Origin of the sequence: Mycobacterium sp. URHD0025 (genome assembly GCF_000426065.1) — a bacterium.
GTDB lineage: Bacteria > Actinomycetota > Actinomycetes > Mycobacteriales > Mycobacteriaceae > Mycobacterium.
This window is the reverse complement of the sequence record NZ_AUEQ01000001.1, coordinates 731,360-756,872: the sequence shown is the minus strand read 5'-3', so window position 1 is coordinate 756,872 and position 25,513 is coordinate 731,360. Positions and strand designations below refer to the sequence as shown.

The 25,513-nt window shown below is 68.0% G+C and carries 23 protein-coding genes; 10 read left to right on the top strand and 13 right to left on the bottom strand.

Going from position 1 to position 25,513, the window contains the following annotated elements:
* The first annotated feature begins 40 nt into the window (after positions 1-40).
* The 3 genes from H977_RS0103625 (at position 41) to H977_RS0103615 (ending at position 3,734) form a co-directional block, all read left to right on the top strand.
* Complete coding sequence (locus tag H977_RS0103625; RefSeq protein ID WP_029106578.1) at positions 41-1,447, top strand: zinc-dependent metalloprotease; 1,407 nt, start codon at positions 41-43, stop codon at positions 1,445-1,447.
* A gap of 61 nt (positions 1,448-1,508) precedes the next feature.
* Positions 1,509-2,357, top strand: a complete 849-nt coding sequence (locus H977_RS0103620; RefSeq protein ID WP_029106577.1) for a cyclodehydratase — start codon at positions 1,509-1,511, stop codon at positions 2,355-2,357.
* A 42-nt stretch (positions 2,358-2,399) separates the two neighbouring features.
* Positions 2,400-3,734: a macrolide-binding ATPase MABP-1 gene (locus H977_RS0103615; RefSeq protein WP_029106576.1), complete on the top strand. Its 1,335-nt coding sequence runs from the start codon at positions 2,400-2,402 to the stop codon at positions 3,732-3,734.
* 68 nt (positions 3,735-3,802) lie between these two features.
* On the opposite strand, the gene H977_RS0103610 is transcribed toward H977_RS0103615, so the two are convergent.
* The 4 genes from H977_RS0103610 to H977_RS0103600 all read right to left on the bottom strand — a co-directional run bounded on the left by H977_RS0103610 (position 3,803) and on the right by H977_RS0103600 (position 7,494).
* A complete protein-coding gene (locus H977_RS0103610; protein ID WP_029106575.1) occupies positions 3,803-4,102 on the bottom strand; it encodes a WhiB family transcriptional regulator in 300 nt (99 codons plus the stop codon).
* Positions 4,103-4,260: 158 nt separating this feature from the next.
* Positions 4,261-4,476 (bottom strand): hypothetical protein, encoded by a 216-nt coding sequence (locus H977_RS34655; RefSeq protein WP_231395856.1) that lies wholly within the window; start codon positions 4,474-4,476, stop codon positions 4,261-4,263.
* Between the two features lie 105 nt (positions 4,477-4,581).
* The gene (locus tag H977_RS0103605; RefSeq protein ID WP_036475040.1) at positions 4,582-6,696 is read right to left on the bottom strand and encodes an ATP-dependent DNA helicase UvrD2; all 2,115 of its coding nucleotides are present in this window, start codon (positions 6,694-6,696) and stop codon (positions 4,582-4,584) included.
* Positions 6,697-6,750: 54 nt separating this feature from the next.
* A complete protein-coding gene (locus H977_RS0103600) occupies positions 6,751-7,494 on the bottom strand; it encodes an SDR family oxidoreductase (protein ID WP_029106573.1) in 744 nt (247 codons plus the stop codon).
* A gap of 74 nt (positions 7,495-7,568) precedes the next feature.
* On the opposite strand from H977_RS0103600, the gene H977_RS0103595 reads away from it, so the two are divergent.
* On the top strand, positions 7,569-8,045 hold the full coding sequence (locus tag H977_RS0103595) for an RrF2 family transcriptional regulator (protein WP_029106572.1): 477 nt from the start codon (positions 7,569-7,571) through the stop codon (positions 8,043-8,045).
* Between the two features lie 5 nt (positions 8,046-8,050).
* On the opposite strand, the gene H977_RS0103590 is transcribed toward H977_RS0103595, so the two are convergent.
* Together H977_RS0103590 and H977_RS0103585 are read right to left on the bottom strand one after the other, a co-directional pair.
* Positions 8,051-9,067, bottom strand: coding sequence for an acyl-CoA dehydrogenase family protein (locus tag H977_RS0103590; protein WP_029106571.1), 1,017 nt, complete (start codon positions 9,065-9,067; stop codon positions 8,051-8,053).
* Positions 9,064-10,209 carry an acyl-CoA dehydrogenase family protein gene (locus H977_RS0103585; RefSeq protein ID WP_029106570.1) on the bottom strand — a complete coding sequence of 382 codons (1,146 nt, stop codon included), beginning with the start codon at positions 10,207-10,209 and terminating at the stop codon, positions 9,064-9,066. The genes H977_RS0103590 and H977_RS0103585 overlap by 4 nt, the downstream gene beginning before the upstream one ends.
* Before the next feature lie 95 nt (positions 10,210-10,304).
* Here H977_RS0103585 and mrx1 point away from each other — a divergent pair, with 95 nt between their 5' ends.
* Entirely contained in the window at positions 10,305-10,550 is a 246-nt protein-coding gene (gene mrx1 / locus H977_RS0103580; RefSeq protein WP_029106569.1) for a mycoredoxin Mrx1, read from the top strand.
* Between the two features lie 7 nt (positions 10,551-10,557).
* Here mrx1 and nudC read toward each other — a convergent pair whose 3' ends face one another.
* Positions 10,558-11,505, bottom strand: coding sequence for an NAD(+) diphosphatase (nudC, locus tag H977_RS0103575; RefSeq protein ID WP_029106568.1), 948 nt, complete (start codon positions 11,503-11,505; stop codon positions 10,558-10,560).
* Positions 11,502-12,581 carry a potassium channel family protein gene (locus tag H977_RS0103570; RefSeq protein ID WP_029106567.1) on the bottom strand — a complete coding sequence of 360 codons (1,080 nt, stop codon included), beginning with the start codon at positions 12,579-12,581 and terminating at the stop codon, positions 11,502-11,504. Before H977_RS0103570 ends, nudC begins: the two co-directional genes overlap by 4 nt.
* A gap of 75 nt (positions 12,582-12,656) precedes the next feature.
* On the opposite strand from H977_RS0103570, the gene H977_RS0103565 reads away from it, so the two are divergent.
* The 3 genes from H977_RS0103565 (at position 12,657) to H977_RS0103555 (ending at position 14,420) form a co-directional block, all read left to right on the top strand.
* A complete protein-coding gene (locus H977_RS0103565) occupies positions 12,657-13,043 on the top strand; it encodes a DoxX family protein (RefSeq protein ID WP_036474844.1) in 387 nt (128 codons plus the stop codon).
* A 138-nt stretch (positions 13,044-13,181) separates the two neighbouring features.
* On the top strand, positions 13,182-13,892 hold the full coding sequence (locus tag H977_RS0103560; RefSeq protein WP_502691133.1) for a VIT1/CCC1 transporter family protein: 711 nt from the start codon (positions 13,182-13,184) through the stop codon (positions 13,890-13,892).
* A 36-nt stretch (positions 13,893-13,928) separates the two neighbouring features.
* Positions 13,929-14,420 (top strand): DUF2231 domain-containing protein, encoded by a 492-nt coding sequence (locus H977_RS0103555; RefSeq protein ID WP_029106564.1) that lies wholly within the window; start codon positions 13,929-13,931, stop codon positions 14,418-14,420.
* Here the strand turns inward: H977_RS0103555 and H977_RS32450 are convergent.
* Together H977_RS32450 and H977_RS0103545 are read right to left on the bottom strand one after the other, a co-directional pair.
* Positions 14,417-17,749: an ATP-dependent helicase gene (locus H977_RS32450; RefSeq protein ID WP_051288603.1), complete on the bottom strand. Its 3,333-nt coding sequence runs from the start codon at positions 17,747-17,749 to the stop codon at positions 14,417-14,419. The two genes, H977_RS0103555 and H977_RS32450, sit on opposite strands and share 4 nt — an antisense overlap.
* A complete protein-coding gene (locus H977_RS0103545; protein WP_029106563.1) occupies positions 17,746-20,901 on the bottom strand; it encodes an ATP-dependent helicase in 3,156 nt (1,051 codons plus the stop codon). Before H977_RS0103545 ends, H977_RS32450 begins: the two co-directional genes overlap by 4 nt.
* Before the next feature lie 166 nt (positions 20,902-21,067).
* Between H977_RS0103545 and H977_RS0103540 the strand changes: the two genes are divergently transcribed.
* Both H977_RS0103540 and H977_RS0103535 read left to right on the top strand, forming a co-directional pair.
* Positions 21,068-21,841: an alpha/beta fold hydrolase gene (locus H977_RS0103540; protein ID WP_029106562.1), complete on the top strand. Its 774-nt coding sequence runs from the start codon at positions 21,068-21,070 to the stop codon at positions 21,839-21,841.
* A gap of 2 nt (positions 21,842-21,843) precedes the next feature.
* On the top strand, positions 21,844-22,140 hold the full coding sequence (locus tag H977_RS0103535; RefSeq protein ID WP_029106561.1) for an MGMT family protein: 297 nt from the start codon (positions 21,844-21,846) through the stop codon (positions 22,138-22,140).
* A 15-nt stretch (positions 22,141-22,155) separates the two neighbouring features.
* On the opposite strand, the gene H977_RS0103530 is transcribed toward H977_RS0103535, so the two are convergent.
* The 3 genes from H977_RS0103530 to H977_RS0103520 form a co-directional block, all read right to left on the bottom strand.
* Complete coding sequence (locus tag H977_RS0103530) at positions 22,156-23,010, bottom strand: TIGR02569 family protein (protein WP_029106560.1); 855 nt, start codon at positions 23,008-23,010, stop codon at positions 22,156-22,158.
* 36 nt (positions 23,011-23,046) lie between these two features.
* Positions 23,047-24,225 (bottom strand): adenylyltransferase/sulfurtransferase MoeZ, encoded by a 1,179-nt coding sequence (moeZ, locus tag H977_RS0103525; protein ID WP_155946509.1) that lies wholly within the window; start codon positions 24,223-24,225, stop codon positions 23,047-23,049.
* Between the two features lie 179 nt (positions 24,226-24,404).
* Positions 24,405-25,442 carry a DUF3152 domain-containing protein gene (locus H977_RS0103520; RefSeq protein WP_029106558.1) on the bottom strand — a complete coding sequence of 346 codons (1,038 nt, stop codon included), beginning with the start codon at positions 25,440-25,442 and terminating at the stop codon, positions 24,405-24,407.
* Between the last annotated feature and the right edge of the window lie 71 nt (positions 25,443-25,513).

Genomic DNA, 25,513 nt, shown 5'->3' with positions numbered 1-25,513 from the left:
AGCCGCACCTGGACACCCGGTCATGAGTACCGTTGTGGGTATGGCTGACCTGCCCTTCGGCTTCTCCGCCGGGGATGACCCTGACCGAGACAAAGACAAGAAGGACCCCGCTTCGGGGTCCGGCTCCGGCAACTCCGGACCAGGTCCGGGCTCTGATCCGTTCGGTTTCGGCATGGGCGGAGCCAACTTCGACATGGGCGATCTCGGCCAGATCTTCACGAAACTCGGCGAAATGTTCAGCGGCGCAGGCAGCTCGATGGCCGGCGGCAAACAGTCCGGTCCGGTCAACTACGACCTGGCCAGGCAGTTGGCATCCAACTCGATCGGGTTCGTCGCACCTGTTCCGGAGAAGACCACCGGCGCGGTCGCCGACGCGGTGCGATTGGCCGAGACGTGGCTCGACGGGGTCACCCCGCTGCCGGCGGGCACCACCCGGTCGGTGGCGTGGACTCCGAGCGACTGGCTGGACAACACCCTCGACACCTGGAAGCGGTTGTGCGACCCGGTGGCCGAACAGATTTCGTCGGTGTGGGCCTCGGCACTGCCCGAAGAGGCCAAGAGCATGGCCGGTCCGCTGCTGGCGATGATGTCGCAGATGGGCGGTATGGCGTTCGGTTCCCAACTCGGCCAGGCGCTGGGCAAGCTGTCCCGCGAGGTGCTGACCTCCACCGACGTCGGCCTGCCGTTGGGCCCCAAGGGTGTCGCGGCGCTCATGCCCGACGCCATCGAATCGCTGAGCGAGGGGCTCGAACGTCCGCGCAGCGAGATCCTCACCTTCCTGGCCGCCCGTGAGGCCGCCCACCACCGGCTGTTCAGCCACGTGCCGTGGCTGTCGAGTCAGCTGCTCGGCGCCGTCGAAGCCTTCGCCAAGGGCATGAAGGTCGACATGACCGGGATCGAAGACTTCGCCCGCGGCTTCAACCCCGCCTCTCTCGGCGACCCGTCGGAGATGGAGCAGCTGCTCAACCAGGGGATCTTCGAGCCGAAAGCCACACCCGAGCAGGAAGCCGCGCTGGAGCGGTTGGAAACCCTGCTCGCATTGATCGAAGGCTGGGTACAGACCGTCGTCACCGCAGCACTGGGCGATCGCATCCCGGGCGCCTCGGCACTGGCCGAGACGCTGCGCCGCCGTCGCGCGACCGGTGGCCCGGCCGAACAGACCTTCGCCACGCTCGTGGGCCTGGAACTGCGCCCCCGCAAGATGCGTGAGGCCGCGGCGCTGTGGGAACGGCTGACCCAGGCGGTCGGCACCGACGCCCGCGACAGTGTGTGGCAGCACCCCGACCTGCTGCCGAGTGCGGCCGACCTCGACGAGCCGGCCGGCTTCATCGACCGGATGGTCGGCGGCGACACCACGGGCCTCGACGACGCCTTCGAGCAGGCCATCGCCGACCTGGAGAAAGAACAGGGCGAGGGCCGCGACAAAGGTGACGACGGCGCCAACTGACGCCCGCACGGCCTGTGGATAACTGAAACGGCCGTCCCCGCAGTCATGGCAGAGTCATCGCATGACGCGCTACGTGCTCGCCTCGGGCAGGCCGATCCTGCTGCGTCCCGACGACGCGGTTCAGCTGGGCTGGGACCCGAGGCGCGCGGTGCTGATCCGTCCACCCGCCGGGATGACGCAGACACGACTGGCCGAACTGCTGCACGCGTTGCAGGCGGGCGCCACCCGCGACGAATTGATCACGGAAGCAGCATTATTCGACGATCCCGAACCGATCGATGAGTTGATCGACGGGCTCACCGAGATCGGGATCCTCACTGCGCTGAACGCCCGACCGTCCCGACCGACCCGCTCGGCATCCATCCGCGTCCACGGCCGCGGTCCCCTGTCGGACCTGCTGGCCAACGGCCTACGCTGCTCGGGCGCGAGGGTCAGGCACAGCACGCACCCGCACACCGGAAACGTGGCAGCATCCACCGACCTGGTGGTGCTGGCCGACGATCAGATCGCCGATCCGCGGCTCCTGCAGGACCTGCACAACGACGGTATCGCCCACCTGCCGGTGCGGGTCCGCGACGGCGCTGGGATGGTGGGGCCGCTGGTGATCCCCGGGCTGACCAGCTGCCTGCATTGCGCCGACCTGCACCGCACCGACCGCGACGCGGCATGGCCGGCCGTGGCAACCCAACTCCGAGGCGCCGTCGGCAGCGCCAGCCGGGCCACCATCCTGGCCACCGCGGCATTGGCGATGCATCAGGTGGACCTGGTGATCCGGGCCGTCGGACACACCGGTGACGACCAGCCGGCGCCGGTCGCGCCGCCGACGCTGAACACCACCCTCGAACTCGACCCCGACGGGTACTCGATCGTCGCGCGGCGCTGGTCCAGGCACCCCGACTGCCCATGTTGAAAACGTTTGTTGCCAGTTGGTTGTGGGCGGTTCAGCCGAGTCGTGGATGATGGTCTGGTGACCGACATCAAACGGGGAAGCGTCGCACGGAATGCGAAGCTCGCCGGCCTGGCCGGCGGCATGGCGGGACGGGCCGCGCTCGGCTTCGGCAAGCGTCTGACCGGCAAGTCCAGGGACGAAGTCACTGCCGAATTGATGGACAAGGCCGCCCAACAACTGTTCACCGTCCTCGGTGAGCTCAAGGGCGGCGCGATGAAGGTGGGCCAGGCGCTGTCCGTGATGGAGGCAGCCATCCCCGAGCAGTACGGCAAGCCGTACCGCGAGGCGCTCACCAAACTGCAGCGGGAGGCTCCGCCGCTGCCCGCCCCCAAGGTGCACCGGATGCTCGACTCCCAGCTGGGCACCAAGTGGCGCGACCGGTTCAGCTCATTCGACGACACCCCGGTGGCCTCGGCCAGCATCGGCCAGGTGCACAAGGCGGTGTGGTCGGACGGACGTGAGGTGGCCGTCAAGATCCAGTACCCGGGCGCCGACGAAGCTCTGCGTGCCGACCTCAAGACCATCCAGCGCCTGGTCGGGGTGTTCAAGCAGCTGGCGCCGGGCGCAGACATCCAGGGCGTGGTCGACGAGCTGATCGAACGCACCGAGATGGAACTGGACTACCGGCTGGAAGCCGACAATCAGCGGGCGTTCGCGAAGGCCTACGAGAACGACCCGCATTTCGCGATTCCCCACATCGTGGCCAGCGCGCCCAAGGTGGTGATCGCGGAATGGATGGAGGGCATCCCGATGTCGGCGATCATCCGCGACGGCACGCCCGAACAGCGCGATCTGATGGGTACCCGGCTCACCGAGCTGACCTTCGGCTCACCCAAACGCCTCGAGATGATGCACGGCGACGCGCATCCCGGAAACTTCATGCTGCTGCCCGACGGCCGGATGGGCGTCATCGACTTCGGCGCGGTGGCACCGCTGCCCGGCGGGCTGCCCTACGCGCTGGGCGAGATGATCCGCCTGGCCCGCGACAGGAACTACGACGAGCTGCTCCCCGTGATGGAGGCAGCGGGCTTCATCCAGAAGGGTGAACAGGTCTCGATCGAGGAAGTCAACGACATGCTGCGCCAGTACGTCGAACCCATCGAGGTCGACGTCTTCCACTACACGCGACGGTGGTTGCAGCGCATGGCGGCCGGGCAGATGGACAATTCCGTGGCGCAGATCAAGATGGCCCGCCAACTCGATCTCCCGGCGAACCTGGCGATCCCGGCCCGTGTGATCGCCTCGATAACGGCGATCTGTTGTCAGCTCGACGCCCACGTACCTGTGAAAGCGATTGCCACGCAATTCGTTCCGGGCTTCATCGAGGAAGCCGCCTGAGCATCGACTCTGCGGTCAGGGTGCAAGAGTTCGAGAACAACTCGCCCTGACCGCAGAGTCGATGGCTGCTAAGCGGCGACCACGTTCTTACGCGGACGCCCCCGCGGCCGCTTGCGGGCCACGATGCTTCCGCGGTCGAGGATCTCTCCGCCCCAAACGCCCCACGGCTCTTGCCGTTCCAGCGCGGCGGCCAGACATTCGCGACGGATCGGGCAATCCGCGCACAGCGCCTTGGCCTGCTCCAGATCGACTGGGCTCTCGGCGAACCACAGATCGGGATTCCCGATGTGGCACGGCACCGCCGGCAGACGCTCCTCGCATGTCAACGGCGCGACGCTCACCTCCGGAGCGGTCATCGCAATGGACATGTGCTTATCCCCCTACTTCCTGGTCGTAGTTGTCGGCGATCTGTCTCTTCGATGGATCTGCGACCAGGTTTCTCGGGGTGGAACAACTCCCAAAAAATTTGGCCACGGATCCGGTTGACTGCGGGTCCGTGGCCATTTGGCGGTGATGGGAGCTCTACCTAGTAGGGGCTCCGATCCACGGACGCGCCAGTCGCGGCGGCCGGACGGCGCTTGTGCTGCGGTGCAATAGCAGCGGCGGCCAGCCATGCGGCGGCGGGGGCAGCGGGCGCGGCATGCCGACGTCCCCCCGGGGAAACCGGGGAAACGGCGACGGCGAGCACGGACGACGGCATGCCTGCGACCGCTACACCACTGAAATCGATGTTGCTATCCATTGCGGGCACCCTCCTTCCGTCTCGTCACCAGAGCTGTGTTACGAGGCTAAAGCCTAACAGCCAAATCGCACAACCTATTTTCTACCTGCGGTTTTGGCGCAATCTTTACGAACTGTGGCGGCTCCGCACCAACTCGAGTACGTCAGGGCCGTACTGCTCCAGCTTGCGGGCACCGATTCCGGGCAGCGCGACCAGCGCGGCCTCGTCGGACGGAAGCGACTCGGCGATGGCGATCAGGGTGTTGTCGGTGAACACCACGTACGCGGGCACTTTCATCTCCTTGGAGACGCGCAGCCGCCACTCCTTGAGCTCGCCGAGCAGCTCCTCATCCAGGTCCGACGGACAGGTTTCGCAGCGGCGCAACATGATCGCCGGAGGCGTCGTCAATGCGGCATTGCATACGCGGCACCGCGGCGCCGGACCACGTTGACGACGCGTCCGGTCCGGTCCCGGGCCGGACGAATTCTGCAATTGCGGCGCGATGCCGTTGAGGAACCGCGACGGCCGACGACCCTGACGCCCGCCGGGCGTGCGGGCCAGCGCCCAACTCAGCCCGAGATGCACCCGGGCCCGGGTGACGCCGACGTAGAGCAACCGACGCTCCTCCTCCACCGGCTCGCTGTCGGGACCGTGCGCGAGCGCATGCGAGATCGGCAGCGTGTTGTCGGCCAGGCCGACCAGGAACACCGCGTCCCACTCCAGCCCTTTGGCGGCGTGCAGCGAGGCCAGCGTCACGCCCTGCACCACCGGTGGGTGACGCGCGTCGGCCCGCTGACGCAGCTCGGCGACCAGTGCCCGCAGGTCCAACTCCGGGCGCAGCGCCACCTCCTCGTCGACCAATTCGGCCAACGCCGTCAACGCTTCCCAGCGTTCGCGCGCTTTGGTGCCGGCCGGCGGTTCGGCGGTCAGGCCCAGGGGCTCGAGCAATTCGCGCACCATCGCGGGCAGATTGTCTTCGGGGATGTCACGGTCGGCAAAGCGCTGCATGGCCACCAGTGCCTGGCGGATCTCCTGACGGCTGAAGAAGCCCTCACCGCCACGGACCTGAAAGGCGACGCCCGCCTCGGTGAGCGCCTCCTCATACACCTCGGACTGCGCATTGATCCGGTAGAGCACCGCGATTTCGGCCGGCTCCGTTCCGTTTTCGATCAGCTTCTTGATGGACCGGGCGACGGCGTTGGCCTCGGCCACCTCGTCGGGATACTCCGAGAACGTCGGCTCGGGACCCGGGTCACGCTGCCCCACCAGATGCAGCTTGCTGCCTGCCATGCGCCCGCGTGCGGCCGCGATGACCCGGTTGGCCAAGGACACCACTTGCGGCGTGGAACGGTAGTCCCGTTCCAGCCGCACCACCGCCGCATCCGGGAAGCGCCGCGAGAAGTCCAACAGGAATCGCGGGGTGGCCCCGGTGAACGAATAGATCGTCTGGTTCGCATCACCGACCACGGTGAGATCGTCGCGCTCCCCCAGCCAGGCATCGAGCACCCGCTGCTGCAGGGGCGTGACGTCCTGGTACTCGTCGACGACGAAGCAGCGGTAGCGATCGCGAAACTCCTGCGCGACAGCGGCATCGTTCTCGATGGCCGCCGCGGTGTGCAACAGCAGATCGTCGAAATCCAGCAGTGCCGAGCCGTCCCGCCGAGCCTTGAGCGCCTCGTAACCCGAATAGACGGCCGCGACCTTGGCCGCATCGAACGGGATGTCGCGGCCGACCTTGGCCACTGCGGTGCTGTAACCCTCGGGGGTGATCAAAGATGCTTTGGCCCACTCGATTTCACCGGCAAGGTCACGCACGTCGTCGGTGCTGGTCTGCATCCCGGCGCGGTTCGCGGCCTGCGCGACAACGGAGAACTTGCTGTCGAGCAGCTCCCACCCGGTATCGCCGACCAGGCGCGGCCAGAAGTACTGCAGCTGCCTGCGCGCCGCGGCGTGAAACGTCACCGCCTGCACCGCTGCGGTGTTGACTCCCGATTCCTGCCCCAGTACCCGCAACCGGCTCCGCATCTCGCCGGCGGCCCGCGCGGTGAACGTCACCGCCAGGACCTGACTGGGTGCCACGTGACCGCCCGCCACCAGATGCGCGATCCGGCGGGTGATGGTGCGCGTCTTGCCCGTGCCCGCGCCGGCCAGCACGCAGACCGGGCCGCGGGCGGCCAGCACTGCCTCCCGCTGCTCATCGTCCAGGTCGCCCAGCGCGGGCGAGGGAGCCTCCAACGGCATGCGCTCCATGGTGTCAGAGACCGGTGACAGTCTTCGGTCCGGCGTGGCCGGGGACTACCGCTGCCGGCTCAGCCACTGGTCGAAGGTGGTGGGCGCGATACGCGCGTCGGGGCCTGGCAGCAGTGCATCCCCGGCCATCTCCACCCCGAAGATGGACGACCAGGTCGGCACCAGGGTCACCTCGCGGCCGCGTACCGCCAGTGTCCGCCGCGCCATGTCCACCAGATCTTGCGTCTGTGGGCCGGCCACATCGGAGTAGCGGCGCTGCGGGTCACCCACGACGATTTCGGCGAGCACGGCGGCGATGTCGTCGGGATCGATGGGCTGAACCAGAAGTGGGGCGATCTCCGCACGGCCGTGCTGCTCGGTCCAGCTCACCACCGTCTCGGCGAAATCGTGGAACTGCGTGGCCGGCACAATCGTCCACGGCACCAGCCCGGCCTCGATCAGCTCCTCCTGCCGGCGTTTTCCGGCGTAGTGCGGATTGCCGTCGATGCCGTGGATGCCCACGATGGACAGCAGCACGTGGTGCGCCACGCCGGCACGCTGCTCGGCGGCGAGCAGGTTGGCGGTGGCAGTGCCCAGGTAGTCCACGGTGCGATCCCGATCGGCGGGCGGGGCGCTCATCGCGTCGACGACCGCCTGGACCCCGGCCAGAGCCGCGTCGAGGCCCTCCCCGGTGGTCAGGTCGACCCCGGCCGAGCGGCTGATCGCCACCACCTCGTGTCCTGCGCCCTGCAGGGCGGCGACCACGCGCGCCCCGATGTTTCCCGTCGCGCCTGCCACTGCGATTCGCATGATCACTCCCGTTCCGCTCGATGAAAGCTATCTCGGACTATATAGGTCCGCAATATCTGTAATAAAGTACGAGTGTGAAACTTCCCGTGGCCACCGAGTGGGCGCTGCATTGCGCGACATCGCTGGCGCAGCTGGAGCCCGGAACCACGGCCTCGGCCACCGATCTCGCGGAGTACTTCGACCTGCCTGCCGCGTATCTGGCCAAGCAACTGCAGGCGTTGACGCGTGCGGGTGTGCTTTCCGCGACAACCGGTCCGCGCGGCGGCTTCCGGCTCGGCCGGGCTCCGGCAGACATCACTTTGCTACAGATCGTCGAGGCCGTAGACGGCGCGTCCCCGCCCTACGAATGCCGCGAGATCCGCAGGCAGGGCCGCGGCGCCCTGCCTGCCAGTTGGTGCCGCCACGAGTGCATCCTGGCCGTCAAAATGGCTGAGGCACACCAGGCCTGGCGGGCCAGCCTCGACGGTGTCACGCTTGCCGACATCCTCGCCGACATTCCGGCCGCAGCGCCGGCACGCACCCGGGGATTGTTGGGTAGGCACGGGTCCTAGGCGAATCAGCCGTCGGTGGTAGTGATCAACGCCCACAACCCGCCCGCGCCCGCCGCGGTGCCGTAGTCGGTGAGCTTGTCGTCCCAGTGCGCGACCGAGCCGTACTCCGAACGCCAGGACAGCGCGGGCATGGTGAACTCGTGCAGTCGGTGTTCCATCGTGGTTCCGATCGCACCGTGCACCTGATGAGCGTTGCGTACCACCACGGAGGCAGCATGCCCGACACATGAACGTGCCACCGCGACAAGGAAATCCAGGTGTGGCGAGGACCAGTCCGATCGCAGCGCCTCGGCGAGCGCACCGTCGGTGGCAGCCCGGGCCAGCGCCGACTCGGCGGCGATGTCTGCCACGAGATTCTGCACAGCCTGAAACTTGGCCAGCGGCCTGCCGAACTGCGTGCGTTCGCGGGTATGCGTCACCGACAGCGCCAGGATCCGGTCCAGTGCGGCACACACCTGAGCGGCACGCACCAGGGCAGCCTGCCGCGTGAACTGTGCAACCACCTCCTCGGACACCGGCGTTCCGGTCAAGGCCGCCAGGTCCGCCCTGACATCGTCGCGGGGTTCCCCCGCATTGTTGTGGCCCGCAGTGATCGACAACGATGAGGCTTCCACATCTGCCACTTGATAACCGGTGGCGTCCCGCCACAGCAGCACCACCCTCTCGGAGTCGGCCGCCCATGGCACATCGCGCGCGGCGCCGTCTCCGTCGAGCAGGCAGGCGGTGCGCCGGGCATCGTTCACCGGCAGGCCAACCGTGTCCAACAGCCAGCAGGCCAGCAGATCATGCTCGGCCAGAGGGATTTTCACTCCATTCCAGACAGCGGCGCGCAGCAACTCGACGGCCTCGGCCCAGCCCGCACCACTGCCGCCGGACTCCTCGGATCCGGTGAGCCGGACCAGACCGAGTTCATCGAGCCGGCCCCATAAGTCGGCGACGCCCTCACCGGGTTGATGCCGCTCGCGGTGCGCGGCGAAGACCGCCGACATCATCTCGACCAGTTCAGGATCGACGGCACTCATGGGCGCAACCCCAGTCCCCTCGCAATGACCCCACGCAACACCTCATTGGTGCCGCCACGCAGCGTGAACCCCGGGCGTTGCACCACGGCATCGGCCAGCATGGTCCGGTAACCCTCGTCGTCCGTCTCACCGAGAACATCGGCGAAGTCAGCGATATCGCCCTCGGTGGATGTTCCGAGCACCTTGACCACGGCAGCCGCGGTGTCGGCCGGTTCGTGGCGCTCCAGCGCGCCGGCCACTGCCATGGACATCTGGTGCAGCCCGGCGATGCGGGCCAGGTAGCGGCCCAGATCGGTGTGCCGGGGCAGAGATCCGTCACGCATGTGACCGGCCATGTCCGCCAGTAGCGGGAACGTCGACAGGAAACGTTCGGGACCACTGCGTTCGAAGCTCAGCTCCGAGGTCACCTGCTGCCAGCCCTGGCCGATGGTGCCGAACACCATGGCATCGGGCACGAACACCTCATCGAGGATCACCTCGTTGAAATGGTGTTTTCCGTTCATCGAGATGATGGGCCGGATGTCGACGCCGGGGGCGTGCAGATCGACGATGAACTGGCTCAGACCGTCGTGGCGATGCGCGGGGTCCACCGGCGCACTACGGGCCAGGCAGATGAAGGCATGGGCCAAGTGCGCCCCGGACGTCCACACCTTGGCACCGGTGATCGCCCAGCCGCCGTCAACCTGGACAGCCTTGGTGCGCACGCTGGCCAGATCCGACCCGGAATCCGGCTCGCTCATCCCGATTCCGAAGTAGCACTCGCCTTTGGCTATGGCGGGCAAGAACTTTCGTCGTTGTTCCTCGGTGCCGTACTTGAGCAACGAGGGAACGATCTGGCGGTCAGCGATCCAGTGCGCCCCGACCGGGGCACCGGCGGCCAGCAATTCCTCGGTGACCACGAACCGTTCCTGATGGCTGCGTCCCTGCCCGCCGTATTCGACCGGCACCGTCATGCCCAACCAGCCGCGGGCGGCCAACGCCCGGCTGAAGTCCTCGTCCCAACCGGTCAGCCAGCTGTCGGCGTACCTGCCGATCCTGCCGGTCCGCTGCTGCTCGGCGACGAACTGGCGCACCTGCATCCGCAACTCATCGAGCACATGCGGGTCACCGGCCACCGGCGGCACCAATCGGGTCATGTTCAGCTCCGTCCACTGCGGATTAGCAACTTACCGGTGAGCACCGGAGACCTGCGTCACCGCGGGGCATGAGACGACGGGTCGGCTACGTTATGTGCACTATGACTGCTACACCGGCTTTGACCATGTACACCACCACCTGGTGCGGCTACTGCTCGCGACTCAAGATGGCACTGAAGTCAGAGGGCATCGCGTGGGCCGAGGTCGACATCGAGCAGGATCCGGCAGCAGCCGAGTTCGTCGGTTCGGTGAACGGGGGCAACCACGTCGTACCGACCGTGAAGTTCGCCGACGGGTCGACGCTGACCAACCCCACCATCAAGCAGGTCAAGGCCAAGCTGGCCTGACCGTCAGTCAGTCCAGGGCGGCCCAGGACTCGATGATCTCGCGCGCAATCGAGATGGATCCGGGCAGCAGCAGCCTCGAACGTGACTCGCCTTCGGCCGAGTTCCAGTCACCCTGATCCAGCGCCTCGCGGATCTCGGCACGGGTGAACCAGTCGGCCTCGACGATCTCGCCGTCGTTGAACGAGAACGGCTGCTCCGGGTCGCCGATGGCATGGAAGCCCACCATCAGCGACCTCGGGAACGGCCACGGCTGACTGCCGAGGTACTGCACGTCGGTGACCGTGAGGCCGACCTCTTCGGCGATCTCACGCACCACACACGCCTCGAAGGATTCACCGGCCTCGACGAAACCGGCCAGGATTGAGAACAACCGCTCCGGCCACGCGGTCTGCCGGGCCAGGACCGCACGGTCATGGCCGTCGTGGACCAGACAGATGACCGCAGGATCGATACGCGGGAACTCTTCGTGGCCGCTCACCGGGTCCACCCGTGACCAGCCGCCCTTCGCCGGCTTCGTCGCCGCACCGTCCACCGCACTGAACCGGGCCCTGTCATGCCAGTTCAGCAATGCGGTCGCAGTCGCCACCAACTGGGCACTGGTGTCATCGAACACTTCGCCGGCCCGGCGCAGGTCGAGGACCTCGACGGGTACACCGGGGTCCTCGGGCCCCTCCAGCGCGCTGCGGATACCCCAGACATGCCGGCCGTCACCCAACCGGCCCAGGAACACCGCATGCTCCGGCGGCTTGTCGGTGCCCAGGCTCGACGCCTTGCCGAGCACCACCTGGCCGTTGGAGATCAGCACCTGGTTGCGTCGGTCGACCCGCAGCAGCAGCGCGTCCTGCCAGCCGCCGATCGCGGCGTCGATGTCGGTGCGCAGCGCGTCGGCCCGATCTGCGCCGACGCGCGAGAGCAACGGAACATTGCGCAGGCCGAACGTTCTGGTGGGCGTCATCGCTCGGCATCCGCGCTGCGGATGTAGAGCAGCCTGTCACCGGCCTCAAGCGCATCCACTTCCGGCGCGTCGACACGCACCAACCGGCCATCCCGCACCACACCCAGCACGATGTCGTGCAGATGCCGCGGCGAGCCGCCCTCCTCCTTGGGAGTCACCTCGCGTTCGGCGATGGCGAAGCCCGCGTCGGGGGTCAGCAGATCCTCCATCATCTCCACCACGCTCGGCGTCTGCGTCGCGATCCCGAGCAACCGTCCGGCAGTCTCGGAGGACACCACCGTGGAGTCCGCGCCGGACTGTTTGAGCAGATGCAGGTTGTCGGATTCGCGTACGGCCGCGATGATCTTGGCCTTGGGTGCCAGTTCGCGGGCCGTCAACGTCACCAGCACCGCGCTGGCGTCGTTGTCCGCCGCGACGATGATCGACTTGGCGTGCTGGGCCCCGGCCAGCCGCAGCACACCGGAATTGGTGGCGTCGCCGTGCACGGTCACCAGCCCCGCGCCCTTGGCGCGTTCCAACGCGGCCGCGCTCTCGTCGACGACCACGATGTCGGCGGGAGAGACCTCGTCGCCGACCATCGCGGCAACCGCCGTTCGGCCCTTGGTGCCGTATCCGACGACGACGGTGTGGTTGCGCACTTTGTTCCTCCATCGCTGAATCTTCAGCGCCTGCCGCGATTGGGTGGTCAGGGTTTCCACGGTGGTACCGATGAGAACGATCAGGAAGGCCACCCGCAGTGGCGTGATGACCAGAACGTTGACCAGACGTGCCGACGGCGTATAGGGCGTGATGTCGCCGTAGCCCGTCGTCGACAGCGAGACCGTCGCGTAGTACAGGCAGTCCAAGAACGACAGCGGGCTGTCCTGCACATCCCGGTACCCATCGCGATCGAAGTAGACGATGAACACCGCGGCGAACAGTGCCAGCATCGCGTAGATGACCCGTCGGAAGATGCGTTGCCCGGGGCTGACGAACGGCTCGGGGATACGCAGAACGTCGACGAGCGCGGCGTCCGGGCGCGAGGTCAGGTTCGAGTCGATCGCGGCGAGTCGGCGCCGCAGCCTGCCTTTAGCCACGCGACCCCGTCATCGAGCGAAGCGCCCCGGGACGCGCCGGGATCAATCTGATCAGACGCACGCCACAATGTAACCATGACCGCACCCGAGCCTCAGCGGATCTCCTCCGCCCCAGCCCAACGCATGGCAGCCCTGCTGCTGGGCATGGGCACACTGCACTTCGTCGCGCCCAAACCCTTCGACACGATCATCCCGGCCGAACTGCCCGGCAGCGCCCGGTTCTACACCTACGCCTCCGGGGTGGGCGAGATGGCCACCGGTGCCCTGCTCGCTGTGCCGCGCACCCGGCGCATCGGTGCGTTGGCCGCAGTGGCGCTGTTCATCGCCGTGTTCCCCGGGAATGTGAACATGGTCCGGCTTTGGTGGGACAAGCCGTGGCCCATGCGGATCGTCGCCATCGCCCGGCTGCCGCTGCAGATCCCGATGATTACCGCGGCACTGCGGGTGTACCGAAACTCGTAGGGCGCGCCGGCTGGCCAGAACGCTTGGGCAGCAGCCTTTCTCGTCGCGCCGGGCGCCGCCCTGAGCCCCGCCGGACATAGTTTGGCAAGGCTATCGTTGCTGGTGGCGCACGGTTTTCACCGATACCGTCGGATCGTGATGAATCCCAGCCATCCGTCCGAGCCGCACGTAGGTTCACTGTCGTCGAAGCTGAACTGGCTTCGCGCCGGAGTTTTGGGCGCCAACGACGGCATCGTCTCCACGGCCGGCATCGTCGTCGGCGTCGCGGCCGCCACGGTGGACAAGGCACCCATCCTGACTGCCGGCATCGCCGGCCTGGCCGCGGGAGCGGTCTCGATGGCGTTGGGCGAATACGTCTCTGTGAGCACACAGCGCGACACCGAGCGCGCGTTGCTGCGCAAGGAACGCCGCGAGCTGCGCGACGACCCGGCTGCCGAACTGGACGAGTTGGCGGCGCTGTACGAGGCGAAGGGCCTGTCGACGGTCACCGCGCGCACCGTGGCCGAGGAACTGACCGATCACGACGCCTTCGCCGCGCACGCCGAGGTCGAATTGGGTATCGACCCCAAGGATCTGACCAATCCGTGGCAGGCTGCCGGGTCTTCGGCGCTGGCCTTCACCATCGGCGCGCTGCTGCCGCTGATCGCGATCCTCGTTCCGCCGACGACATGGCGAATCCCCGTGACCGTCGTGGCCGTGCTGCTGGCGCTGATGCTCACCGGGGCGGTGTCGGCCGGACTGGGTGGGGCACCGAAGGGACGAGCGGTGTTGCGCAACGTGATCGGCGGTGGCCTGGCCCTGGCGATCACGTATCTGATCGGCCTCCTGGTAGGGACCGCGATCACCTGACCTCGTCGCTTCATCCCGCCCAGTCAAAGGAGTTCCGTGACAGTCTTCAACGGTCTGCCCGCCCACGTCCTACTCGTCCACGCACTGGTCGTGCTCGTCCCGCTGACCGCGGTACTCGAGATGCTGTGCGCGTTGTGGCCCAGGGTTCGCCGAGGCCACTTGCTGTGGCTCACGCTCGTCCTGGCCGTGGTGACAACGGTTTTGACGCCGCTCACGACATACGCCGGTGAATGGCTCTACGACCTGCGCCCTGCCGCCGATGCCGTGCTGCAAGAGCACGCCGAGCGCGGTGACACCATGATCTACTTCTCGCTCGCGCTGCTTGTCGTCGCGCTGGCATTGGTGGGATTGCATTTCGCCGAACGCCGCGACGACCGTCGGCGGGTGATCTACAACAGCGTTGTCGCGGTAGTCGCCGTCCTGGTGGGAGTGTCCTCGATAGTGCAGATCTACCGCATCGGCGATCTCGGAGCACGGTCGGTCTGGGGATCCGAGATCGCCAAACTGACGTCGGCCGGCGACGGTTAGGACTCCGGTGCGATTTCCGGCGGGGCGGTCGTGGCGTCGGTCAGCAAGGCTACGAGTTCGTCCTCCCCGGGAAGCGACTCGGGGCTGACCGTCTGGCCTGAACGCACGTAATGGAACGCGGCGCGCACCGATTCCGGCGGACAGCCGCGCAGTGATGCCCAGGCCAGGCGGTACACCGCGAGCTGAACAGCGGCCTGCGCCATGGCTTCGGGCGTGGCCGGTGGTTCGCCGGTCTTCCAGTCGACCACGGTGGTGGTGCCGTCCTCCTGGGCGAATACCGCGTCGATCCGGCCGCGCACCACGGTGGTCCGGGCCCGCCCGATCGCCATGTCGAACGGCACCTCGACCTCGATCGGGGTGCGCGAGGCCCACGGCGACATGACGAAGGCATCCTGCAGTTCGGACAATTCGGCAGCACTGACGCGCCCACTGTCGCTGTCCACCGCACCGGGCAGGTCGTCGAGATCGAACAAGCGCTCGGAATGGAAGAAGCGCTGCACCCACTCGTGGAACGCGGTGCCCAGCAACGCATGCGGATCCGGGCGCTGCGGCAGCCTGCGGTGCAGGCGCCGCAACGCAGCCTGCCGATCACGGCTGAGCTCCACCAGTGTGCTGACCGACAGCTGGCCGGGCAGTTCCACCGGGGCGGGCCGCGGCCCGCGATCACGTTCGGCCAGTAGGGCATCGACGTCGGCGGCCCAGCCCTCGCCATCGACTGTGTCGGCGGGTTCGTCCTTCCCGCCGGTCTCATTCCCACCACCGCGGGCAAGCGTGAGCGCCCGCGCGACGAGCGCCGCGCCCCGGTCGACATCATCGACTCTGGCCGGCGCCGCCGGCCAGATCGCCTCGACAGCCTTGTCGCGCAGAGGGTTCACCTCTCCGGCCGAAGGATCGGGAGCCCATTGTTCGATCACGCCGCAGGGACGGCCCTGGGCATCGGCATCTTCGACGATGGCCTTGATCTCGCACAGGAACTCCGATGGCCCGCGCGCCTTGCTCTCGGTGGCACCCCAGTGATGCCCGGAGATCAGCAAGGTGTCCTCGGACCGGGTGATCGCCACGTAGAGCAGTCGACGTTCCTCGTCGACGCGGCGCTGCTCGAGGCTGCGTTTGTGATCAGAGATCTTGTCCGACAAGATCTTCCGGTCGTTGATGTCGGTCGTGTCCAATACCGGTACACCCAGCTCCGATTCGGTCGCACGGTCGCCGCGCAGCAGCGGAGGCAGATCCGACGGATCCGTGAGCCAGGTGCGTGCCGAGGCCGTCGACGGGAACACCCGGCCGCTGAGATGCGGAACGGCCACCACCTGCCATTCCAGCCCCTTTGCGGCGTGCACGGTGAGAATTTGCACCCGGTCGTGCGACACCGTCAGTTCAGCAGGGGCCAGGCCGTTTTCCACGTCGGTGGCCACGTCCAGGTAGGCCAGCAGGGCGAGGACCGAGCCGCCCGGCCGCCCGGCGAAATCGGCCACCAGATCGCAAAATGTGTCAAGGTTCTCGGTCCCCGTCCAGCCCGCGGTCACCGGGCGGGCCGCGCGCGCCTCGGCGTCCAGTCCGGCGACGCGCCGCACCTCGGCCACCAACTCCGGCAGCGGGTGACTCAAGTGCGCACGCAGCATGGTCAGCTCGCGCCCGAGAGCCTCGATCCGCCGATAGCCGGCCGGTGAATAGTGTTCGGCGGCACCGGGATCGCAGATCGCGTCGGCCAGACATGCCGAATCGGCGTCCGGTGCGGCCTGTGCCACGATCTCGGCGGGGCTCGGCTCCCCCACCGACCGATCGTCGAGTTCCCTGGCTCGCCGCCACAACGCCGCGATGTCGCGAGCACCGAACCGCCAGCGCGGTCCGGTCAGGACCCGCATCACCGCCGAGCCCGCGGCGGGATCGGCCACCAGCCGCAGCATCGCGACCAGATCGGCGACCTCGGGCACAGCGAGCAACCCGGCCACCCCGACCACCTCGACCGGCACCCCGCGAGCACTCAGCGCCTCGGCCATCGGCGCGGCGTCGGCGTTGCGACGTACCAGTACCGCCGCGGTCGGCGTGGCCGCGCCCTCGGCCACCGCCCCGTGGTAGATCCGGGCCAGATGGTCTGCCACCCAATCACGTTCGGTCTCGACGTCGGACAGCAGTGCGCATCGGATGGTGCCGGGCTCGGCATCTGGCCGGGGTCGCAGCTCATGCACCGTGACCGAGCGACGGCGTGCCTCCGCCGACACGGCGTTGGCCAGATGCAGGGCGCTCGGCGGATTGCGCCAGCTGGTCCGCAATTCCAGCGTCGGGGCCGGGGTGCCGTCGGCGAGCGGAAAATCGGTGGTGAACCGGGGCAAATTCGTGGCCGACGCGCCGCGCCAGCCGTAGATCGACTGGATCGGATCACCCACCGCGGTCAAAGCCAGGCCTTCGTCGACCCCGGCGCCGAACAGCGACGACAACGCCACCCGCTGCGCATGCCCGGTGTCCTGGTACTCGTCGAGCAGCACCACCCGGAAGCGTTGGCGCAGTTGCTCACCGACCTGAGGAAAATTGGAGGCCAGCCGCGCCGCCGCGGACATCTGCATACCGAAATCCATCACTTTGTCGGCACGCATCCGCTGGTGCAGCGCATCGATCAACGGCACCAGTTCGGTGCGTTCGGTCTGGGTGGCCAGCATTTTGAGCAGCCACTGACTGGGTCCGCGATCGCGCTGATAAGGGCCGGCCGGCAACGTGTGCACCAGCCGCTCCAGCTCCACGTGGGTGTCGCGCAGCTGGTCCGTGTCCACCAGGTGCTCGGCGAGGGCACCGGACAGACGCAGCACCATGTCGGTGACGACGGCCGGCGTCTTCTCGATGGCCAGCTCACCCGGATGGGCGCAGACCACCTCGAACGCCAACTGCCACAGCTCCGTCTCGCTGAGCAGCCGGGTGTCCGGTTCGACCGGGAGCAGCAAGCCGTACTCGCGCAGCAGGGTGCCGGCGAACGCGTGATAGGTGCTGACGGTGACCGATTCGGCGGCTCCGTCCATCGGCCCCTGCACCGGCGCGAGCCCGGCGCCGGCCAGCCGCGCCAACCTGGTCCGCACCCGGCGCAGCAACTGGCCGGCGGCCTTACGCGTGAAGGTCAGGCCGAGCACCTGCGATGGAGTGGCGTAGCCGTTGGCCACCAACCAGACCACCCGGGCCGCCATCGTCTCGGTCTTGCCCGCGCCCGCACCGGCGATCACCACGACCGGTCCGGGCGGCGCGGCGATCACCGCAGCCTGCTCTTCGGTCGGCGGGAAAAGACCCAGAGCCGTAGACAAGTCGGCCGGGCTGTACCGAACACCGGCCGGCATGATGTCCGTCATGACCGATCCCCGAGCGTCTGGGCCGGGCACGACGAACGCACCGGGCAGTTGGCGCAGCCGTCGTTGACTCGAGCGACGAAGTGCGGCCCGGCGGTGGCGGCCGCCGCGGCGCTGACGGTGCCCAGCCAGTCGGCACGGGTCTCTGGCGTCATCGGATCCTGTTCGCGTTCGGTGGCGCCGGCGGCTCCGGGCTTGCCCAGGTATACCAACCGCCCGCCGCCGGGCTCGTCCCCATGTGGCAACAAGCCCGCAGCCACCGCGAGCTGATAGGTGGCCAGCTGGGCGTGCTTCTGCGCATCGTCCTTGGTCACGGGGCTCTTGCCGGTCTTGAGGTCGACCACGACAAGCCGATCGGCCTGATCCCGCTCGAGTCGGTCCAACCGGCCCCGCACCCGAACGCCGGGCCCGGCGGAACTCGCTTCGACGATCACGCCGTCGACATCGATCTCGGTGGCGACCTCGGTCAGCCGGTCCCGGGAGTCCGCGCGCCACCGCGTGAAGGTCTCCAACATCGCCCGGTGCCGCGTCAGCTCGTTGTCCGAATACCACTTCGCCTCGAAAGGCAGGTCTTCCCACACCTTTTCCAGGTCGTTGATCAGCTGGCTCTCGCTCTTACCGGAGTCGGAAACCAACGCGTGCAACAACGACCCGACCGTCGAGCGCACGTCGCGTCCGTCACTGCCACCGTGCCGCTCCAGCAGCCAGCGCAGCGGGCAGTCGGTGAGCATCTGCAACGTCGACGGCGACAAGACCACCTCAGGCAGCACGCCCTCAACCTCTGACCAGAGCGGCTCCTCGGTGGACAACGCTGTCATCGTGTGCCATTGCGAGGGCTCGGCACCTGGTACCCCCGCGGCGGCCAGTCTGGCCAATTGAGTGGCGGCACAAGCTCGCGACTCATCGTCGACGGCGCCCTCCGGCGCGCACACGACGGCCCGGAGGCGACCGACCACCGCCGAAGGCAGCAGCAGCCGCGGGGCGGCCAGCGGCGGCAGCGGTACGGATTCGGTTGCCACCTCGGCCAACTCGGCGCAAAACGGTGAGGGCAGCAGCGATTCGTCGCCGCCGTCGCTGTCCACCGCGGTCACCAGCAGCCGCGTCCTTGCCCGTCCCATGGCCGCCATCAACAGCCGCCGCTCCTCGGCAAGCAGCGGCGCGCGGGTCGAGATCGCCCGATCGTCAGCAGCGGCCACCCCGTCGAGCACATCCACCAGGTTCTGCGTCCCCAGGATCCCACCGCGTGGAACGATGTTGGGCCACAACCCTTCTTGAACACCGGCGATCACAACGAAATCCCACTCCCGGCCGAGCGCTGCGTGTGCGCTGAGCACCGCCACCGCGTCGGTCTGCGAGTTCGACTCCGATGCCGACAGCGAAGTCCCCAACGCAGCCACATTGTCGACCAGCCCGCGCAGCGACGCTCCCGCCGTGCGGCTCACATACTGATCGGCCACATCGAACAGCGCCGTCACCGCGTCGAGGTCCCGATCTGCTTGCGCCCCGATGGTGCCGCCCCGCTCGCTGGCGGCCAGCCAGCGCGGCTGCAACCGGCAGGCGTTCCATGCCTGCCACAGGGTGTAGCGCGGATCGGCACCGTCGCGCTCGCTGCGGTGGGCGGCGGCCAGGACCGAACGGAGGCGGCGCAGTGGCTTGACGTGTTCGGCGGACAATCCGGCAGGCTCCGCGGCGATCGCGGCGACCAGTAGGTCGGTGAAATCGCGTGGCGGCGTGGATCCGTCGGCGCGGCGCAGCGCCCGGCGCAACTGCCGCAAGGTCACCGGATCGACGCGGCCGATCGGCCCCGTGAGCAGACTGATCGCGCTGTCACCGTCCAGCTGTCCGGACGCGGTCACCTCGAGCACCGTCAGCAGGGCCGCAACCGCGGGCTGCTGGGCCAGCCCCAGATCGGGGCCGGTGGCCTGCACCGGCACGCCGGCACCGCTCAGTGCCCGCGCCAGAGCCGCCCCCACCCGAGGGACCGAGCGGACCACGACAGCCATCTCGGACCACGGCACGCCGTCCACCAGATGGGCGCGACGCAGGGCATCGGCGATGAAGGCGTTCTCGGCGTGCGGCGTGGCCGCCAGCCGCATGGTCACCTCGCCGTGCCCGCGCTCCGGATTGCCCTCCAGCACACGGCAGGCCCCGACGCCGGGCAGCCGGCGCGCGATGCCCGAGATCGCGGTGGCGACCGCGGGGGCGCAGCGGTGCGACTGGGTGAGAGTGATGGCCGGGGAGTCATCCCCACCACGATCGCGCAGCAACACCGGCTCCGCGCCGCGGTAACCGAACACCGCCTGGTCCGGATCGCCCGCGATGACGGTCAGACCCGCCCGGGCGGCCAGCACCCGGACCAACAGGGCAGCCTGCGGGTCGAGGTGTTGCGCATCGTCGACCAGCAGCAGGCTGATCCGCGCGCGTTCGGCGGCCAGTAGATCGGCGTCGGTCCCGAGGGCCTCCAAGGCCGCGCCGACGAGTTCGGCCGCACCCAGCGCCGGCACCGTGGCCTGCGGGGCAGCCATACCGACCGCCGAGCGCAACAGCATGATCTGTTCGTAGGCCTGCGCAAACCGGCCCGCTGCCAACCATTCCGGACGCCCCGCCGAGCGGCCGAGCCGCTGCAGGGCACGCGGGTCCACACCACGCTCGGTGCAGCGGGCCAGCAGATCCCGCAGCTCGGTCGCGAAACCCGCGGTGCTCAGCGCCGGCCACAGCTGCTCGGGCCAACCCACGGGCGAGTCGGCGCCGTCCTCCATGTCGCCGGCCAACAACTCACGGATGATGCCGTCCTGTTCGGCGGTGGTGATCAGGCGCGGCGGCGGATCACCGTTGCGCTGGGCGGCCAGCCGCAACAGTGCAAACGCATAGGAGTGCACGGTGCGAACCATCGGTTCGCGTACCACGGCATGGGTGCCCGCGCCCAGCAATCGCGCGGTGATGGCGGCCCTCGCTTCCGAGCGCAACCGGGCCGAACCGGTCAGCAACAACACCGATTCGGGGTCGGTGCCCGCCGCGATGTGCTCGACCGCGGTGCTGATCAACAGCGAGCTCTTGCCGGTGCCCGGCCCACCCAAGACCCGCACCACCCCGCCACGTCCTGGCCCCAGCAGCTCGGTGCCTTCCAGGGTGGGCTGGACGTGTTGTGCGGTCATGGAATGCATGACACCAGAAGGGACCGACAAGTAGCGGAGCGGATTGGCGCGAACAGCCCGACAAGTAGCGGAGCGGATTGGAGCGAACGGCCCGACAAGTAGCGGAGCGGATTGGCGCGAACAGCCCGACAAGTAGCGGAGCGCGAGCTCTGGCAGCATCTAGGGAATGTCAGCCGAGAAGTTGCACGTCCACCGGTACGGCCCCGACCGGGCGCCCCAGCTGTTGCTCATCCACGGTTTGACCGGGCACGGCCAACGGTGGAAGACGCTGGCCGAGCAGCACCTGCCCGACGTGGCGGTGCTCGCGCCGGATCTGCTCGGGCATGGCCGTTCATCGTGGGCCGCCCCGTGGACGCTGGACGCCAACGTCGAGGCCCTGGCCTCGCTGCTGGAGGGACCGACCCTGGTGGTCGGGCATTCGTTCGGCGGCGCGGTGGCACTCAATCTCGCTGCCGCACAGCCGGATCTGGTCAGCGGGCTGGTGTTGCTGGACCCCGCGGTGGAACTCGACGGCGAATGGATGCGTGAGATCGCCGATGCCATGTTGGCATCACCGGACTATCCCGACCGTGCTGAGGCGCGGGCCGAGAAAGCCAACGGTTCGTGGGGCGAGGTGGCGCCGGCCGAGTTGGACCGTGACCTCGACGAGCATCTCATCGAACTGCCCGGCGGCCGCTACGGGTGGCGGATCAGCATCCCGGCCATGCTGTCCTACTGGAGCGAACTGGCCCGTCCGGTTGCCTTGCCGCGCAAGGGCACTCCCACTGTCCTGGTCCGCGCCACCCGCACCAGCCCGCCGTATGCGCGTGACGGTCTCATCGCGGCGCTCAGCGGGCACCTGGGTCCGGATTTCACTCTGCTGGATTGGGACTGCGATCACATGGTGGCTCAGGCCAAGCCCGCTGAGACCGCGAAGCTGATCCTCGAACAACTGGGCTGACGATGGCGGCGGTGACCGAGGAGCAGGTGGAGCTGGTGCGGACACTGGTGGCCGCGATCCCATCGGGAAAGGTGTCGACGTATGGCGACATCGCCGACGCCGCAGCGCTTTCCAGTCCACGGATCGTCGGCTGGATCATGCGCACCGATTCCTCGGACCTGCCGTGGCACCGCGTGATCCCGGCCTCTGGGCGCCCGGCCCCGCACCTGGCAACCCGGCAGCTGGAACGGCTACGCGCCGAAGGGGTGTTGGCCGTCGACGGGCGGGTGCCACTGCGCGAGTACCGGCACCAGTTCTGACCCCGAGCACACGAGCTACAGGATCAGCCGGACGAGCGAGGCGGTGCGCGCCAGACCCGGGAACGCCGCAGCGGTGGACCGCGGGTGCAGTGCATGCACGGCGAGCCGGAACATCAACGCGCGCAACAACATCTGTGGCCATTCCGGAAGCGATGACCACCGCTCGACCAGTCCGTCGTCGGCGTCGCCCCAGGACAACGCGTCGACCACCACCACCCCGGCGGCCCACGGTGCCGGGCGCCAGTACGGGGTGATGTCGGTGATTCCCGGTGCCGCCGTTCCGGCGAAAAGCACTGTGCCGTAGAGATCGCCGTGCACCAGTTGACTGGCGCTCCTGGTCGGCCTGCGCAGGCCGGCCAACTGATTGATCAATTCCACGGAGCGCTGCCCATCCGACGAGCCGGGCGAGACCCTGGCGCCCGGCGGCAGGGAGTGCAACGGCCGGTCCTCCCAGGCAGCCCGGTCGGCGGCGATGAACACGTCGACGTCGGCCCATGGCGCGACAGGCGGTTGAGTGAGGAAGCGCGGCCGCTCCAGCTTGGCGGTGGCCTCGTGCAATCGCACCGCCGCCGACACCACCTCGTCGTGACGGGGTTCGGGCGTGCCGGCGACGTAGGTGTCGGCCCGCCATCCGGCCACCACGTAACGGCCGTCTGTCGAGCGGACCGGGCGGGCGAGCCGCACCCCGTCGATGAACAACGATTCCCGAACCTTGGCCGACCACGCCGCACGGGCGTGCTCGGGCACCATCGACATCACCACTTCGCCGCAGCGCCAGCCACCCTCCCAGCTCGAGCCGAGCGGTACCGGGCGCACCCCGGACAGGCCGAACGCCGCCAGCACATGTTCCGGCGGCCGTTCCACACTCACAGCCTCAGCCTAAGCTGTTGACCGGCAAACCAGCGCTCAGTACATCACCATGTCGGGCTCGAGTTGCTTGGCCCAGGCCACAATTCCACCCTGCAGGTGCACCGCATCGGAGAATCCGGCCTTCTTGACGATGGCGAGTACCTCGGCCGAACGGATCCCGGTCTTGCAGTACAGCACCGGTGTCCGGTCCACCGGGAGCTTCGCCAACGCGTCACCGGACTCGAACGACGGCTTCGGGATGAGTTCGGCGCCCTCGATGTGATTGATATCCCACTCGACGGGTTCGCGGACATCGATCAGCGCCAACGGTTTCCCGGAGTCGATGAGATCCTTCAGCTCGCGCGGAGTGACGGTGGAGCCGGCCGCGGCATCCGCAGCGGCTTCCGAAACGACACCGCAGAACGCCTCATAGTCGATCAGCTCGGTGATCTTCGGGGTGGCCGGATCCTTGCGGATTCGGATGGTCCGGTACGACATCTCGAGTGCGTCGTACACCATGAGACGGCCCAGCAGCGGTTCACCGATGCCGGTGATCAGCTTGATCGCCTCGGTACCCATCACCGACGCGATCGAGGCGCACAGGATGCCCAGCACGCCACCTTCGGCACACGAGGGCACCATCCCCGGTGGCGGCGGCTCGGGATACAGATCGCGGTAGTTGAGGCCGAGGCCGTCGGGGGCGTCCTCCCAGAACACCGACACCTGGCCTTCGAACCGGTAGATCGAGCCCCACACATAGGGCTTGCCGGCCAACACCGCGGCGTCGTTGACCAGATACCGGGTGGCGAAGTTGTCGGTGCCGTCCAGGATCAGGTCGTACTGGCTGAACAGTTCCACCGCATTGTCCGGCTCCAGCCGGAATTCGTGCAGATTCACCGTCACCAGAGGGTTGATCTCCAGAACCGACTCCTTGGCGCTCTGCGCCTTGGAGCGGCCGATGTCGGACTGCCCGTGGATGATCTGCCGCTGCAGGTTGGACTCGTCGACCACGTCGAACTCGACGATGCCGATGGTGCCCACCCCCGCCGCTGCCAGGTAGAGCAAGGTCGGCGAGCCCAGCCCGCCGGCGCCGATCACCAGCACCTTCGCGTTCTTCAGTCTTTTCTGCCCGATCACGCCGACGTCCGGAATGATCAGGTGCCGGCTGTAACGCGTCACCTCTTCACGCGTCAGCTCGGCGGCCGGCTCAACCAACGGCGGTAACGACACGTCCAAATTCGCGGACACCGTATGTCTCCTCAGTTTTTCGGTCAGTTCATCGTCCGAGCTGCTCGTACCCACAACGGTAATCCGGCGCTGATGCTTCCCACCGTCCGGCCACCACGACCGCTCGCACGCCACGCCTGGTTCCCGGCGTCGGCACGGGGTGCAGCGGGTTACCGCGGCGGTAGTGGTCAGGCGATCGGGTACGGCCAGGGATTGAACTTGCAGGTCAAGCCGTCGGCCTTGACCGTTTCGGGGTCGAACTTGGCTGCGTCGTCGTTCGAGGTGGAGAACGTCTGCTGCATCATGATCGGCGCCAGCTGCCCGTTGGCCTCGCAGCCCTCGTGCCGCTGATAGCCGATGGCGTGACCAACCTCATGGTTGATCAGGTATTGCCGGTACGAGCCGATGTCGCCCTGGAACGGCACCGCGCCACGCACCCACCGGGCCTCGTTGACGAACACCCGGGGCTGATGCCCGTCGAACGACGGGTTGTAGCAGGACGCTTCCAGCTGGATGTCGTAGCCGCAGCCCTCGCGCACGGTCATCGGCGACGTCAGCGATACCCGGAAATCGGGTTCGATGCCGCTGCTCTCATCTACCCGGGTGAACGCGAACAGCCCGTTGTGCGTCCAGCTCTTCGGATTGGCCAGCGTCTCGCTGACCATCCGGGCGAAACCGTCGTCACCGCCGAAGGCGGTGGTGTCCACGCCATCCTCGACCTCGACGGTGTAGTGGAACGCTTTCGTCGTGCCTTCACCGATCTTGGGCGTGGTGCCCGGCACGATCCGCCAGGCCCGGGCGCCGGCCTCGGTGAACTGACCACCCGCGGGCAGGATTCCGGTGGGCAGATTCGCGTCGAACTGGGTCAGGCCTTTGGGCGGCGCACCGATGATCGCCGTGCTGGCCACGTCGATGGTGGGCGGGCCCTGCACCGGACCGTCGTCCTCCTGCGCCGAGTGCGGTGCGCTGGTGCCGGTGATGGTCTGGTAGACCACCACGACGGTCAGCACGATCAGCACCGGCAGCGCATACGCGCGCCAGCCGTAGGTGGACACAAAGCGGCCGATCCACGTCTGCTTACGCCACTGTTGGTGGTCGTCCCGATTCGATCTGGCTCGTCCTGAATCAGCCGCGATCGGATCTCGCTGTGCGCGGAGCGGCTCCCGCCACTCGTTTCGCAGCGCCGGGACACGGCCACCCCCGCGACGTCCCGGGTCGTAGGTCACGGGAACCAGAATGGCACAGACTCCTGTGGATCGGTTCTCAGCGCAGCTAGGCCGTGACCACGCTGGTGTCA

Excerpts from the sequence above, each read along its gene's own strand:
- H977_RS0103590 (WP_029106571.1), bottom strand. The coding sequence starts at position 9,067 with ATGAGTGCCGTCGATCCTGAACTGGTCGAGATGATGTCGGCGGTCTTC.
- H977_RS0103600 (WP_029106573.1), bottom strand. The coding sequence starts at position 7,494 with ATGCGAATCGCAGTGGCAGGCGCGACGGGAAACATCGGGGCGCGCGTG.
- H977_RS0103620 (WP_029106577.1), top strand. The coding sequence starts at position 1,509 with ATGACGCGCTACGTGCTCGCCTCGGGCAGGCCGATCCTGCTGCGTCCC.
- H977_RS0103560 (WP_502691133.1), top strand. The coding sequence starts at position 13,182 with ATGAATCCCAGCCATCCGTCCGAGCCGCACGTAGGTTCACTGTCGTCG.
- H977_RS34655 (WP_231395856.1), bottom strand. The coding sequence starts at position 4,476 with ATGGATAGCAACATCGATTTCAGTGGTGTAGCGGTCGCAGGCATGCCG.
- H977_RS0103535 (WP_029106561.1), top strand. The coding sequence starts at position 21,844 with ATGGCGGCGGTGACCGAGGAGCAGGTGGAGCTGGTGCGGACACTGGTG.
- H977_RS0103610 (WP_029106575.1), bottom strand. The coding sequence starts at position 4,102 with ATGTCCATTGCGATGACCGCTCCGGAGGTGAGCGTCGCGCCGTTGACA.
- H977_RS0103540 (WP_029106562.1), top strand. The coding sequence starts at position 21,068 with ATGTCAGCCGAGAAGTTGCACGTCCACCGGTACGGCCCCGACCGGGCG.
- H977_RS0103605 (WP_036475040.1), bottom strand. The coding sequence starts at position 6,696 with ATGCCGTTGGAGGCTCCCTCGCCCGCGCTGGGCGACCTGGACGATGAG.
- nudC (WP_029106568.1), bottom strand. The coding sequence starts at position 11,505 with ATGACGCCCACCAGAACGTTCGGCCTGCGCAATGTTCCGTTGCTCTCG.
- H977_RS0103565 (WP_036474844.1), top strand. The coding sequence starts at position 12,657 with ATGACCGCACCCGAGCCTCAGCGGATCTCCTCCGCCCCAGCCCAACGC.
- H977_RS0103625 (WP_029106578.1), top strand. The coding sequence starts at position 41 with ATGGCTGACCTGCCCTTCGGCTTCTCCGCCGGGGATGACCCTGACCGA.
- H977_RS0103545 (WP_029106563.1), bottom strand. The coding sequence starts at position 20,901 with ATGACCGCACAACACGTCCAGCCCACCCTGGAAGGCACCGAGCTGCTG.
- mrx1 (WP_029106569.1), top strand. The coding sequence starts at position 10,305 with ATGACTGCTACACCGGCTTTGACCATGTACACCACCACCTGGTGCGGC.
- H977_RS32450 (WP_051288603.1), bottom strand. The coding sequence starts at position 17,749 with ATGACGGACATCATGCCGGCCGGTGTTCGGTACAGCCCGGCCGACTTG.